Source organism: Paraburkholderia sp. PAMB 6770, assembly GCF_057748135.1.
Map to the genome: position 1 here is coordinate 1571602 of NZ_CM173238.1, position 13990 is coordinate 1585591.

The window sequence follows — 13990 nt, forward strand, 5'->3', positions numbered from 1 at the left end:
GTGGCTATAGACAGAGCCACTCTGCCATTCATTGAGCGACAGCTGGCAATGACGGGAAGTGCTCCACGGTTGCGCACCCAGTGAAACGAGGATCGATGAGCTTCGAAAGGCTATCGACGCAGCCTTGAACTTCCAAGCCAAGTACGCCAGTGCGCCATTGTTCCCGATGTGGAACTCCGCCGACACAGTAGCCAAATTTCACGCACGGCGTGCCTTCGAACATGGCTAACGTATTTCCGCTTGGAGGACGTCTGCGGCTTGCGGCAGCCTTGAGATATCTCCGCGCGAGAGCGTTTGTCCCGGTGCACTTCACAAAGAAGTTTCCACGCCATAGAAAGCTAGAGATCTAGGATTTAATATAAAATGAACACAGCGAATTATATCCCGTATGGTAGTGTGGTGCCAATTTTACTTGAAAGCCAGGATTTACCTGGCATGCCATTTTTTAGTGGGACAGGTTTTTTTGTCTATTTTCCACCATATGATGATATTTTCTTTGTCACAGCAAAGCACTGCGTGATAGATGCCTGTGGAAAAGAGAAAGGTGTTGTGACGATACCTTATCATCAAAATCAATCCGATCGTGAAGCAGTTAATTTTGATGGCTTCTTTCTCGTGAAGGCTTCGCAAGACGAAGAGGAGTATGAAGACGTCGCAATATACGTCGTCGCAGATGTAAGTGATGAGAAGCGAAATATTTTGAAAGGGAGAGCACTCCCACTGCGACATCAAGATGACGTCGATTTCATGATGGAGCGTCTAAAGTTAGGTGGTGGCAAGCTCAGGGCTGTAGGGTTTCCTGGAATTTCGAAGAGCATTGACTATGACGAGGGATTGGCGAGGGTGCAGCCAAGAGGGTTTCACGGGACTTTCGCTGGCGACAGCGTAATCGGCGGACGTTACAAGCTTGAGAATTTAAACTGGAAAGATGGTGATTTGGATGGGTTTAGCGGATCGCCCGTAATTGAGTTTGCTCTCGATGCTCAAGGAAACATATCGGTGTTTGCAATTGGACTGGTAACGACAGGGTCTGGGGATGTTGCGCATTTCTTGCCAATGAGCTTTGTAACTGACGCAATTGCGAAATTTATTATCCAAAAATATCATCCGGACGGAGGTGGCTACAAGTCGGAAACCTAAGAAATTGTCTTTTCAGAGGGCGATTCTCCAGCTAACCAGTATTGTATGTAGACTTTTGCGGTGCATCGAGATTGGAACGGTATCGAGGGCTGCGGTCGAATGAGCCTGACGGTATCAACGGCGGTATGATGCTCACAAAACGTCGTGCGATACCGGTGCGCGCGATTTTTTCAAACAGGCAGACCGGTGATCTGCCGAGGTGTTTCGATAGCTGCCGCCAACTGCCGGACACATTTTTCGGTATCGCAGGCGGTATCGACGCCGCGCGACGAGGCTCAAACGCCCGTCCCCACAAGGCTTCAGCCATTGGGTTGACAATCGAGTGGGAGTGAGGTGGAAGGAATCCTTTTTTAAATCAACCGGTTACATCAACTGGCAAACGAGGTGGGCTTGACCATCGCTTGCCGGAGTCGATTTGTAATCTATTGAAAAATATGAGGATTTTTTCATTTCAATCCGTGTTGTGCCAAGTTGCAGAGGGCCCGGATTGACGGTATTTCTGACGGTATACGGGGCGCTGTGCGCAAGAGGTCTGCCGTATACCGTCAGTGGCGTTGACGGTATACGGGACGGTATCGGGGAACCGTGCGACAGGGACGTGATTGCCGGGGCGCCGACGTGTCAGTCGTTCGATTGACGGGGCCGGCTTCTGACCAAGGCTCCCGATTGTCGTCGGATTAGAAATTAGGATGACATAGTTTATTGAGCGTTGCTTTGCTCGTGCCGCGATCTTCGCGGGCCCGGCCCCACGTTAGATCTGGCTTGCGTCGCGGGACATCCGCGAGATAGCGGCCACCTTCGGTTAGTCGACAAGCTTGAGCAGATCGTTGACAATCCCACTCGTTGCGGTTGTTGGTCGTCAAAAGTGGGCCGTCGTCGAGAGGCGCGGATCGATCGTCCGCGAACGAAGAAACAATGCGGCCCACTTTATTTCGCTTGGCTACATCGTTCGCGGTTAACTGATTCCGAGTGGCACAACGAGTATCGACACGTGAATAAGCGTCGTCGTAACTATCATGGATTTCTTGGGGGGTTGTGTTGAGAGCATGGAAGAGCGCGAAGAGTACAGCGGTAGCTTGGTGGAGACAAACCCCTACATCAATAAAGGCCGTGGTTTTTCTACTGCTGGCGGTATGGGCCACTTACGCTATATTTTTAGCGAGCCTTCAGAGAACAATTCCGGTAGCGACCTCGACACAACGCATCGCTGGCCTCTTCATAGAGGCCACGTTGCTGGCCCAACTAGGTTTCGGCCTATACGTCATCGCACTTGTCGGGCGAAAACGCGCTATCGGCCGTCTCGTCGTACTCATAGGGTTCGTTGGTCTCTCAGCCTTTCGCTTCGCACACTCAATTAAACTGAATGTCGACACGGGCACCGCTGTGTTCCTGATGCTTGGCGCTGCCTCTGCGCTACTCTTCACACACGAAAGTCTGATGTGGTTTCGCTCTCGTGTCGCGGAAGCACCGAAGAGAAATCCCACAGGGAAATTTGATCTTCGCGAAAGTGTGCCGATCCTCAATAGCGACACACCGGCCACTGCAAAAATTGCCGCACTTGTTTTTGTGATTTCTTATTGGATATCCCTCCATTTATTGATCGAGATAGCTCATGGCGCATATTTACTCTCGGTGAAGCATTTTTCTATCTCACCCAAAATATCGGCAGGCACTTTAAGGAGCTTCACACTCTTCTCCGTCGCGGTGCTCGCCGTATGGGCATTAGTGAAAGGATTTCTGATCGTCAAGCTATTTTTTCGGCGCGGCTGGGCGAAAAACGCACTATCCGCGATAGCACTGGTAATTTTCTTTGTGGTCTTCTTGACGCACTTAATGCACCCGGAGAACGCGTCGATGACGCTAGGCAATAACCTTGAGCATGTCGCCGAAGTCGTAGCCGTGATTTTGCTGTTCACCCCGAAAAGTACGATTTGGTTTAAATCCAAGGGATAGGCGCCGATCCGATTTCAGAAGATCGGACGTCTGTTTTGTAGAAAATCAATAAGCCGAAATGGATCGCCTGCTGCCGACCGCGTGAAACAGGCGTCGGCCATCATGAGCCGTCCGCCGGGAGGCCCTCTGCGATATTCGAGCGTCATCGACCATCCAGAAGCGGTCGCCCAATCGATGTCTCCGGTGCGGTCGCGGACTGCAGTTAAGCCGGATTGCCAGCAGGTCTGCTCATCCTTCGGTGTCAAATGCGCCAGAAGCGCTTGGCCAAACGAGGCCCTGGGTGGGCCTCTGAGCACCGTTGGGGCCCATCACGGGCCCCGTCAAGCCATTCATGTTCAACTCATTCTCGCGGCACTGAGCGGCGAAAAGCGTGGTGCCGCTATCACTGCGTCGTCTGAGCGCATGCGAGCAGCGGAATCGCAAACAGTCCCCGGACTCTCTTCGCGTCGTCTCGAAGCTCGCTACAGGGTGGTCGCATTGCCATTGCGATCCAGTTCATAGACCTTGTGGCCCTGCAGACGGCGCTTCAACCAGACGCCGGCCTTGCCCAGCACGCGCGTTTTCAACCACGTCAGATCGACGCCCACCAGCCAGTCGGTGTGCGGATACGCCGCCAGTTGCAGTTCGACGAATTCACCATCGGCCAATTCGCGCAAGATCAACTGCCGCGGCAGCGTCGTCCAGCCCAGCCCGGCGCGTGCCATCTCCAGTAGTGCCAGGTAACTCTCCGCCTGCCAGCTTCGCGCCGAATCGAGATACTCCGTGCCAGGAAGCGTGTTGTTGTGCGCGCTGAAGACGAGGCGGCGGTGCGAGCGCAACTCGGCGAAGCTCACACTCGTCAGGCGTGCAAGCGGGTGATCGCGATGCGCAATATGAGCAAGAATCAGCTTGCCAACCTGCGAGAAACCAAGGTCCCGAGAATATGCAGGCTGTGCAAACGCGACGCCCAGATCCACTTCGCCCTTTAGCAGCAGATCGTTGACGTCGCCGTGCATGGGATGGCGAATATCGAGGTCGACGTTGGGAAATTGCACGGAAAAATCTGTGATGGCCGGCATGAGCGTCTTGTGCGGCACCTCGATCGCGAGTGTCAGTCCAGGCTCGACCAGGTCCCCGAGGTCGTTCGCGTGGGACTCGAGGTCGAGACACCGCTCCAGCACCAGCTCGACCTCGTTGAGCAGCTTGCCCCCGGCAGCAGTCAGCACCGGCAGCTTGCTTGTGCGATCGAAGAGCGGCAAGCCCCAGTCCACCTCAAGGTTCGCAATCGCCATGCTGATGGTCGATTGCGTCTTGCCCAAACTGCGCGCCGCCGCAGAAAACGAACCGGTCTTCACCACCCGGGCAAACATCTCGAGCTGTTCAAGCGAATAGCGCATTGCCTCATCCTGATGTATCAAGAAAATCGATGAGTGATCATTTTGCCCGATCGCTATCGTGATGGATGATGGCGCACGGGCCGAGGCATGGCCAGCCGTCTACGCGGAGCGATTTTCGGCACGCGGCTCGCTGGCGCAGGGCGGCTCGAAACGAACCAGGGAGACATTGCATGAGCAGACAAAGTACGCATCGTGTGGACGAAATCCTGCCGGCGCGGCAACTCGCGAGCTACGGATTGCAGCACGTGCTGGTGATGTACGCGGGAGCCGTGGCCGTGCCGCTCATTCTCGGCAGCGCGCTCGGCCTGACGCAGCAGCAAATGGTGACGCTCATCAACGCCAATCTGCTGACCTCGGGTGTCGCCACACTGATTCAAACGATCGGCCTCTGGACGTTCGGCGCGCGGCTCCCGTTGATCCAGGGATGCTCGTTCATCGCTATCGCGCCGATGATCATGATCGGCAAGCAATACGGCCTCACATACGTGTTCGGGTCCGTGATCGCTGCGGGCGCTCTGACTGTTTGCATCGCGCCGGTCTTCAGCCGCCTGTTGCGCTTCTTTCCGCCAGTGGTGATCGGTAGTCTCATCACGATCATCGGTGTTTCGTTGATGCCGGCCGCAGCGATCTGGCTGGGCGGCGGCAATCCAGACGCCCCCGGCTTCGGCGCGGCCGCGAATCTGATGCTCGGCTTCGCCACGGTGGCGGTCACACTGTTCATCTACGCGCGATTCAGCGGATTCGTCGGCAATCTTGCCGTGCTGATTGGCCTGATCGTCGGCACCCTCGTCGCGACGGCATGCGGCATGACGAGCTTCGCGCACGTCGGCGAGGCGTCCTGGTTCGAGATCAGCGCACCATTCGCATTCGGCATGCCGCACTTCGCCGCGACGCCGATCCTCGTCATGGCGCTTGCGATGCTGGTCATCATGGCGGAAACGACCGGCAACGTGCTCGCCATCGGCACGATCATCGGCCACCCGTCCACGCAGACGACCCTTGGCAATGCATTTCGCGCGGACGGTCTCTCGACGATGCTCGGTGGCATCTTTAACAGTTTTCCCTACAACGCATTCACGCAAAACACCGGGCTCATTGCGCTTTCGAACGTAAAGAGCCGCTATGTGGTCGCTGCCGCAGGTGGAATCATGGTGCTCATGGGACTCTTTCCCAAGCTCGGCGCGCTGATCGCCTCGGTGCCGCGTCCTGTGCTCGGCGGCTGCGCGGTCGTGATGTTCGGCATGACGACGGTCGCTGGCATTCAGGAACTCACGCGCGTGCGGTTCGAAGGCACGCGCAACGCGATCATCGTTGCGGTCTCCGTGAGCGTCGGCGTGCTGCCGATGTCGTTTCCCTCGCTGTTCGCGCAAGTGAGCGGGCCTGCGAAACTGATTCTCGACAGCGGGATCTTCCTCGGCGCGATCACCGCCATCTTGCTCAACGTCCTGCTCAACCACGAGCGTCAGCCCACCGATGCCTCCGATACCGCGCATGCCATCGTCGGCGGCGCGGGCAGCGAAGCGCACACCGAAGCCCATCGACCGACCCATCCTCTTCTCCCTTGACCAAAAGGAAATCTTTCAGATGAGCGCAAATACGGCACGCGAATCCGCGACCCCTTGCGAGCGCGATATGGCTCTGCTGCGCGCCACCATCGAACTGGCTGACGAGTCGCGCCGCAAAGGCCGCCATCCATTCGCCGCAATCGTGGCGGACGAGCACGGCAACATCGTCGCTTCGGCCGGGAACAATTCGATGCCACCGGCAGGCGATCCCACCCAGCACGCCGAACTCGCAGCCGCGGCGATGGCTGCCCGCCTGCTGTCACCCGAGCAACTTGCTCGATGCACGCTCTATACGAGCGCCGAGCCATGTTGCATGTGCGCGGGTGCGATCTACTGGTGCAACATCGGGCGTGTTGTCTACGCGCTATCCGAACATCGCCTGCTCGCACTAACCGGCGCGCACCCTGAAAACCCGACCTTCTCGCTACCCTGCCGCGAGGTCTTCCTGCGCGGGCAGCGGCCAGTCGAAGTGGTCGGCCCCCTGATCGAGGACGAAGCGGCATCCTCGCATCGCGGCTTCTGGACTTCTGGATCTAGGTGACGGCATGTCTGGCAGTTCGATTCACGTCGTGGACGTTGCGCGCGGCCTCGTCGCGCAAGCGCTTGCAGTCAGCGCGTCGCGCGTCGACGCACAGGGCCGCGTACTGCTGTGCAGAGGGAGGATCGGCGCGGACGGGTGCCTCGCGGCACTCGACACGCTTGCGTCCCCGCGTTCCCGGCGCGGATGAGGTGACGCTTAGCGCCGGGGCCTGACATAAAGAGCACGGGCTAGCCTACGCAGCGTTTCCGCTCCTCGACGCAATCGTCGATCGATTCGGTCTTGCCGACGTGACGCAGCACTATCATTTGCCGTTCAAATTGACGCGCTGCGTTTTTTTTCCCGGTAACGCGGATGCGGCTATCCGGCCGGTTCGCCCGGCTTTGATGGGGCGCCGGTTGTCCGTATCCGGCGCGGGCATTCATCTCGCATCGGTGTGCGATTCAACGGTTTTTTAGCGCGGCATATTCCTCAGGTAAATACGGATATCAGAAGGTGTCGCCACGGCCGTTATGCATGTGTGGCCACGCGTGTTACGCGGTCGTCGGGAGCTGAAATGGAACCGGTTGGAGCGGATACGCTCGGATTCGCCATTGCCGATCTGGTGGACGTCGGCGTATTCGCGGTGGATCGCGACATGCGGATACGGGTCTGGAACGGCTTCATGGAGCGGCATAGCGGCCGCAATCGCGCCGGACTGCTGGGCTGCCCGCTGTTCGACGCATTTCCCGAGTTGCAGGAAAAATGGCTGCGCAAGAAATTCGAATCGGTGTTTCAGCTCGGCTCATACGCTTTCAGCGACTGGCAGCATCGTCCTTACCTGTTCAGATTCGAGCATAACCGGCCGATCACCGGCGCACTGGACGCCATGCGGCAGAACTGCACGTTCATCCCGATCAGGGACGGGGCCGGCGTGAGTGCCGTATGCGTCACCATCAGCGACGTGACCGACGTCTGTATCGCCTGGGACGAACTGCAGAAGCGCGAACGGCTGGTCAGCGACGCCCTCGCGCAGCTCACCGAGCGCAACCGCGAACTGTCGGCGGCGAATGCGCAGCTCGAGCAGGCGCATCAGCAACTGCTGCAGTCGGAAAAGCTTGCCGCGATCGGGCAGCTTGCGGCCGGGGTGGCGCACGAGATCAACAATCCGGTCGGCTTTGTCCTGTCTAACCTCAATTCGCTCGACACCTATGTGCATGACCTACTCGGCGTGATCGACGCATACGCGGAAGTGGACGCGCAGCTCGGCGCGCACGAACTGCGCCGGCTCTCGGCAGTGCGGCGCGACGCGGATCTCGAGTATCTGCGGGAAGACGCGCCGACGCTGTTGCGGGAGTCCAGAGAAGGGCTGTCCCGCGTGCGCGAGATCGTGGTCGATCTGCGCGATTTTTCGCGCGTGGACGGCGCCCATACGTGGGAATGGGTGGATCTGCATCGCTGCATCGAATCAACGCTGAATATCGTCGGCAAGGAGGTCCGGTATCACGCGGAGCTGGTGCGCAGTTTCGGCGAGCTGCCGCCGATCCGCTGTGTGCCGTCGCAGATCGGCCAGGTCGTCATGAACCTCGTCATGAACGCGGCGCATGCCTGCGCGAGCAGCAGCGTCCACGCGACGCCCGGCATGGTGTGCGTGCGCACGGGCACCGCGGCCGACGGCCTTGCGGTCTGGCTGGAAGTTCAGGACACAGGCTGCGGAATCGCGCCGGAGAACCTCAAGCGGATTTTCGAACCGTTCTACACGACGAAGCCGGTCGGTCAGGGCACGGGACTCGGGCTGTCGGTGACATATGGCATCGTGAGCGCGCACGGCGGCTCGGTCGACGTACGCAGCGTCGTGCACGAGGGCACCACGTTCAGGGTCACGCTGCCCGTCGACCAGAACGCCCAGCGTGACGCGTCCGGCAATCTCCCGCCCGGTTGCCAGGGCCGTGCCGGTTCGGCCGACGGAGGATAGCCATGTCGCTACCGGTACTCGTGGTGGATGACTCGAACCTGGCGCGCAGGCTGTTGATCGCCAGCCTGCCGCCGCAGTGGGATGTCGAGATCAGTCAGGCTTCGAACGGCGTCGAAGCGCTCGAAATGGTCCGGCAGGGCAAGGGCCAGGTGATGTTCCTCGACCTGACCATGCCGCTGCTCGACGGCTTCGGGGTCCTCGCGCAGTTGCAGCAGGACGGCAGGCATCCGTTCGTCGTGGTCGTGTCCGCCGATGTCCAGCAAGGCGCGGTCGAGCGGGCATTGCAACTCGGCGCGACGGCGTTTGTCGCGAAGCCGGTCAAGGCGGCGGCGCTGCTGGAAGTCTTGAAGGAGTACGGCGTGTATGAGCGAAATCTTGCTTAGCGACGAGCACCGCGATGTGCTGCAGGAGATCACGAACATCGGCATGGGTCGCGCGGGTGCGGCGCTCGCCGCGCTGCTCGGCACGTTCGTCACGCTCAGTATCCCGTCGGTGCAGCCGGTGGCATCGGCGAGCCTGCCGGCGCTGCTCGAAGCCTGCTGTCCCGCGGGGCGCGCGCAGCCGGTGATACGGCAGGCGTTCAACGCCGGCGTGGCGGGCGAAGCGGTCGTGGTCTTCGGTCGGCAGGGGATGGAAGAGTTGCGCGAGCTGATGGGCTACGACGCTCCGTCGGAGATGCATGAGCGCGAGATGCTGGCCGATGTGGCCAACCTGCTGGTAGGCGCCTGCGTGCAGCGGGTATTCGAACAGCTCGAGCAGCGCATCACTTTCACCCCGCCGACCGTTCACGAAGAACTGCTGCTGCAGACGGACAGTGCGAGTTCGCGATGGCGTGTCGCGCTGCTCCTGCATGTTCATTTCAGTCTGGAGAAGGGCGGTTTTACCGCGCACCTGGCGATGCTGCTTCCCGATAGTGCCGTCGACCATATTCGCGCGGCGCTGGAACGGATGATGGGCGGCTGACCGACGAAACAGAACGCGAGAGGGGGCTACGATGAGCGAAACCGGCCAGGCGGTCGACGCCGCGGCGATCGACACCGGACTACCGGACGAGCCGTCCGGATCGATCCTGATTGTCGACGACGAACCCGGCGTGGTGTCGGCATTGCGCCGGCTGCTGCACAGAACCCGCTACCAGGTGCATACGGCGGAGAGCGGCGCGGCGGGACTTGAAATACTGGGCACCCATCCTGTCGATCTGGTGATTTCGGACATGCGGATGCCGCACATGAGCGGCGCGGAATTTCTCGCACGCGTGCAGGCGGGCTGGCCGGGTACCGTCCGCCTGCTGCTCACCGGCTATGCGGACATCGACTCGGTGGTGAGCGCGATCAATGAGGGGGGCGTGCATCACTACCTGCACAAGCCGTGGGACGACCACGACCTGCTGCTGACGGTCAGGCGTTCGCTCGAGCAGCATGCGTTGCAACGCGAGACCGCGCGGCTCGCCGAGCTGACGCGTGCACAGAACGAACAGCTCCGGCAGTTCAATGCGACGCTCGAGGCCCAGGTCAAGGCACGCACTGAAGAGATCGGCCAGACGGTGATGTTTCTGGAGAAGGCGGACGAGGAGCTGAAGAGCAATTTCACTGCGATGCTCAAGGTGTGCGCCAACATGATCGAGATGCGCTGCGGCGCGCTGGGGGGACAGTCCTCGCGCGTGGCGGACCTGGCCCGCCGGCTGGCGCTCGAATCCGGGATGAGCCACTACGACGCCCAGGAAGTGTATTTTGCGGGACTGCTGCTTGGCATCGGCAAGCTCGCGCTGCCCGATTCGATCCTGCAGAAGTCGGTGGACAAGCTCACGCCGACGGAAGCCCGCACCTATTTCCAGCATCCGTTGCACGCGCAGATGACGCTGATGCCAGTGGGCAACCTGCAGCCGGTCGGGATCATGATCCGTCACCAGTACGAACGCTACGACGGACGCGGGACGCCCGCCGGATCAAGCGGTGCGGATATCCCACTGGGGGCGCGCATCCTGTCGATCGTGCGGGATTTCGAAGGGTTGCAGTCGGGCGGACTGCTGGGGCGCGTCGTTCCGGATGCGCAGATCGTGTCGATATTCCGCTCGCAGGCCGGCTTGCGCTACGATCCCGCGCTCGTGGAGCACTTTCTTAAACTGATCGGCACGAAGCAGGGCGAGGGCAACGACCACATCTGTATCGAAACCGCGCGGCTGAAACCGGGCATGAAGCTCGCCGACGATCTCCGTACGCCGCGCGGCGTATTGCTGATGACGCGCACGAGCGTGCTGGGAACGCATCATATCGCGCAGATCCGACGCTTCGAGGAGTCCGAGGGGGTGCACTTTTCGGTACTTGTTTGCTCAGAAGGCGTATCGGCAGCGGGCACGGACGGCGCCGCACAGGAGGATCCGGCACGGCAGACAGCGAACCCGCCCGGATGAGCGGGGCGCGAGGCCAATCCGCTGTCGGGCCGGCCCATGCGCCGGCCGGCTTCTTGCCGGCTGAACGGCAAGAAGCGGACCTTCGGCGGTTGCGCGTTCGGCGCGGGCACCGGGCGTTCGGCGCGGGCGCCGGGCCTGCGGCCGGGTATGCGTCAAACCCGGGGTTCGTCGCAGTGCGCCCGGCGCCTCGCCGCGTCACTGGCCGTCGTCCTTCGACGGGCCGTGTGTCCCTTCGAGCGGCTGATGCCGCTCGTTGCCGAGTCCGGGAAAGAACGCATTCCACGCGGCGCGCACGCCGACTGCCGCGGTCGCCGCCGCATCGATCGTTTCGGCATCGGCGGATCTGGCGGGATCGGCGCGCAGGCCGCGCCAGTGGGAGAAAACGAGCGGCGGCTTTTCGGTCCATTCACCCGCGGCAAACTTCGCGAATGCCGTATCCCCGCTCACCAGCCGAACCTCATACCATCCATCCCGAACCGGTGCGTAGCGGTCCAGTGGAAACCATCTGGTCGATTGAAGTCCCATATCGCCCCCTCTCGTCGTCGATTGGCGCTAACCGTTACGCATGATGCGTGCCCGGACGAGCGATGGTTCGCGGCACGGGAGGGCGCCGACCTGTTCCGGGGAGACTGCGCGATCGACCATCCTGCGCGCGGCGGCAGCCGTTCGCGAGACGACGCATCGTCCGCTCACGACACGACGACCGTAAATTCGACCCCTGATTCAAAGGCCAGCGTCGTGGTCGAAAAGCGAGGATTGTCGTCGAGATAGCGCTTGTACGGCCGAACGGCGTCCTCGGCGGTGTACATGTTGTCGGCGAGCACGACCGATCCCGGCCGTAGCAGGCGCTCGACCTGCCTGAACAGCCGGAGATAGGTGTCCGCCCAGACGTCGATGAACACCATGTCGAATGCGCCGTCCAGTCCGGCGACGGTCTGGAATACGTCGCCTTCGCGCAGCTCGACATACGCGTCGACGTCCGCTGCGTGGACGTGAGCGCGCAGCCGCGCGCACTTGAGCGCATCCCGTTCAGTCGCCACGACCACGCCGCGGCCCAACGTGCGGAGCGCCTCGGCGAAATAGAGCGTGGACACGCCGCACGAGCTGCCGAGTTCGAGGATGCGGGCGGGCTTCTGCGAGAGCACCATGTTGCGTAAAAATTGTCCCGTTTCCGCCGACACGGCCAACGAAAGCGGCGTGCCTTGCGACGATTCGAAATCTTCGCCGGACAGCCCGAGCGTTTCGAGAAACCGTCCGCGCAGCCGGGGCGCAAGCATTTCGTATTCGTCGGCAAGCGTGAGAAACGCTTCGTCCGATCCCTCGAACTGCGCGCGTGCGCGGGCAATCATTTCAGTCTGGCTCTGCTCGTGAAGCCGCTGCAGAAGAACGGTGGTGGATGAAGCCATGTGCGCTCCCTGGGGTGATCGATCCTGTCGATGACGTCCGCCACGGCCGCTCCTGTCGGGCGGGCCGCGCCGTCGTTCCGTCACCGGCGGACAGGTGTACGTGTGACGCTTATGCGGTCCGGGCGAGCCGGATCGCGCGTTCGGGGCATGCGGTCACGCACCGTCCGCACGAGCGGCAGGCGTGCGCATTCGGCGTGTAGGCGACTTTCATTCCATGCACGCGCAGCTTGAGGCGATGCATCCAGTCGAGGCCGACATAATCCGCCTCGTCGATGCGCCGGATCTCGAACACGTGCTCCGGGCAGACCGCGAGGCAATCGCCTTTGCCTTCGCAACGTTTCAGGTCGACGACCGGCGCAATCACCCCCGGCTTCCGCCTGCAGTCGTCCGTCGATTTCTCGCGCATGCTCACTCTCCCGTGCGCGGCGCGCGGCCCGATCGCCACGCGGTCCGGAACAGCTCGCGTTCCTCGGGCGTCATGGCTTCCCATTTGCGCCAGTGACGCCGTGCGCGCCAGCCGCCGTGTCCGCGAAATCCGCCGAACAGGATGCGGCTCAACACCAGCAGGCCCAGCGCATGGGCGAAGTCGATCGCACGGGCGCCGACGAATAGCGCCGGAATCACCCAGTTCCACAGCATCATGACGACCCACCCGAGCACGCCGACGGCGACCACCACAAGCAGCGCCTTACCTGCACATCTGATTCGAAATTTCATTCGGATTCCTCTAGATATCGAGTTCATCATAAATCGCCTGCAACCGCGTGCGCAGATGCAAGACCGCGTAGCGTTTGCGCGCGAGCAGCGTATTGAGCGAGACACCGCCTTGCGCGGCCATCTCCTTGAAGGAACGGCCCTCCAGTTCGTGCGCGACAAACACTTCGCGCTGATTCGGCGGCAACTCGTCGAGCGCGTCCTGCAAGGCCTGAAGCAGCAGCGCGCGGGCGTAGCGTGCTTCGGGACCGTCATCGTGCGCCGGCAGGGCGAGGTCGAGGCGATACTCGCCGCTCGCGTCGTCCTCTCCCTCGTGCGGATCGGTCAGCGGCTGCTCTTTCTTCTTGCGAAAGCGATCGATGATGCGGTTGCGTGCGGCGCGAAAAAGCCAGGCGCTCGCCTGCTCGATCGGAGCGGGCAGCCGGTACGCCTGCACGAATTCATGGAATACGTCCTGAAGGATGTCCTCGGCATCGTCCGGGTCGCGAATGCGGCGCCGGATGAAATTGACGAGCCTCGCTCGTTCACGCATCACGGTCGCGGTGATGTCGCGGTCTGGGTCGGTCATCGGGCGCGAGGTGGGAGGCGGTTCCATGCGCCTGAAGACGTTTCAGGCGCGCGGATATTGTGGCGAGCGCAAAAAAACTGCGTTGCCGAATTGCCGGGCGGCAGGACGCGGCACGGCCCGGCACGGCCCGGCACGGCCCGGCACGATGAGCATTATGGAACAGGATGGTGCGCAGAGATCGCCCGCATGGCACGCGCGATCGCGCATGACAGTCTTGAGGGCGCATTGCGGCGGTGACGGGATCGAGGGCGCGGGCTCTTTCAGACGCGTCCGGCGCCGGTTCTGCAGTGTGGACGGACAGCGGCTGTCCACTGCCCGTCAGGCGTTTCGGCGTGGCTGGCCGGCAATATTGTCCCGGTGCGCGGC

14 protein-coding genes are annotated in these 13990 nt (G+C 61.2%); 8 read left to right on the plus strand and 6 right to left on the minus strand.

Translation table 11 applies throughout. The features are described 5' to 3' along the window. Positions 1-363 precede the first annotated feature (363 nt). Positions 364-1140: a hypothetical protein gene (locus tag AC3AP7_RS07225; protein ID WP_475764359.1), complete on the plus strand. Its 777-nt coding sequence runs from the start codon at positions 364-366 to the stop codon at positions 1138-1140. Positions 1141-2250: 1110 nt separating this feature from the next. After that, the gene (locus AC3AP7_RS07230; RefSeq protein ID WP_475764358.1) at positions 2251-3093 is read left to right on the plus strand and encodes a hypothetical protein; all 843 of its coding nucleotides are present in this window, start codon (positions 2251-2253) and stop codon (positions 3091-3093) included. A 461-nt stretch (positions 3094-3554) separates the two neighbouring features. Here AC3AP7_RS07230 and AC3AP7_RS07235 read toward each other — a convergent pair whose 3' ends face one another. Then, positions 3555-4469 (minus strand): LysR family transcriptional regulator, encoded by a 915-nt coding sequence (locus tag AC3AP7_RS07235; RefSeq protein ID WP_475764357.1) that lies wholly within the window; start codon positions 4467-4469, stop codon positions 3555-3557. Between the two features lie 65 nt (positions 4470-4534). Here AC3AP7_RS07235 and AC3AP7_RS07240 point away from each other — a divergent pair, with 65 nt between their 5' ends. The 6 genes from AC3AP7_RS07240 (at position 4535) to nosR (ending at position 10936) form a co-directional block, all read left to right on the plus strand. Then, on the plus strand, positions 4535-6034 hold the full coding sequence (locus AC3AP7_RS07240) for a nucleobase:cation symporter-2 family protein (protein WP_475764356.1): 1500 nt from the start codon (positions 4535-4537) through the stop codon (positions 6032-6034). A 19-nt stretch (positions 6035-6053) separates the two neighbouring features. Next, positions 6054-6575 carry a nucleoside deaminase gene (locus AC3AP7_RS07245; RefSeq protein ID WP_475764355.1) on the plus strand — a complete coding sequence of 174 codons (522 nt, stop codon included), beginning with the start codon at positions 6054-6056 and terminating at the stop codon, positions 6573-6575. 553 nt (positions 6576-7128) lie between these two features. Then, positions 7129-8526, plus strand: coding sequence for an ATP-binding protein (locus AC3AP7_RS07250; RefSeq protein WP_475764354.1), 1398 nt, complete (start codon positions 7129-7131; stop codon positions 8524-8526). 2 nt (positions 8527-8528) lie between these two features. Further along, positions 8529-8909, plus strand: a complete 381-nt coding sequence (locus tag AC3AP7_RS07255; protein WP_475764353.1) for a response regulator — start codon at positions 8529-8531, stop codon at positions 8907-8909. Beyond that, positions 8890-9489, plus strand: coding sequence for a chemotaxis protein CheC (locus AC3AP7_RS07260; protein WP_475764352.1), 600 nt, complete (start codon positions 8890-8892; stop codon positions 9487-9489). Before AC3AP7_RS07255 ends, AC3AP7_RS07260 begins: the two co-directional genes overlap by 20 nt. Positions 9490-9520: 31 nt before the next feature. Continuing rightward, the gene (gene nosR, locus AC3AP7_RS07265; protein ID WP_475764351.1) at positions 9521-10936 is read left to right on the plus strand and encodes a response regulator c-di-GMP phosphodiesterase, NosR family; all 1416 of its coding nucleotides are present in this window, start codon (positions 9521-9523) and stop codon (positions 10934-10936) included. Between the two features lie 195 nt (positions 10937-11131). Here nosR and AC3AP7_RS07270 read toward each other — a convergent pair whose 3' ends face one another. The 5 genes from AC3AP7_RS07270 to AC3AP7_RS07290 form a co-directional block, all read right to left on the minus strand. Next, positions 11132-11461, minus strand: coding sequence for a hypothetical protein (locus AC3AP7_RS07270; RefSeq protein WP_475764350.1), 330 nt, complete (start codon positions 11459-11461; stop codon positions 11132-11134). 164 nt (positions 11462-11625) lie between these two features. Beyond that, positions 11626-12342 (minus strand): O-methyltransferase, encoded by a 717-nt coding sequence (locus AC3AP7_RS07275; protein WP_475764349.1) that lies wholly within the window; start codon positions 12340-12342, stop codon positions 11626-11628. Positions 12343-12451: 109 nt separating this feature from the next. Then, a complete protein-coding gene (locus AC3AP7_RS07280; protein ID WP_475764348.1) occupies positions 12452-12748 on the minus strand; it encodes a 4Fe-4S dicluster domain-containing protein in 297 nt (98 codons plus the stop codon). 2 nt (positions 12749-12750) lie between these two features. Next, positions 12751-13059, minus strand: coding sequence for a hypothetical protein (locus AC3AP7_RS07285; RefSeq protein WP_475764347.1), 309 nt, complete (start codon positions 13057-13059; stop codon positions 12751-12753). A gap of 10 nt (positions 13060-13069) precedes the next feature. Further along, complete coding sequence (locus AC3AP7_RS07290) at positions 13070-13651, minus strand: RNA polymerase sigma factor (RefSeq protein ID WP_475764346.1); 582 nt, start codon at positions 13649-13651, stop codon at positions 13070-13072. Between the last annotated feature and the right edge of the window lie 339 nt (positions 13652-13990).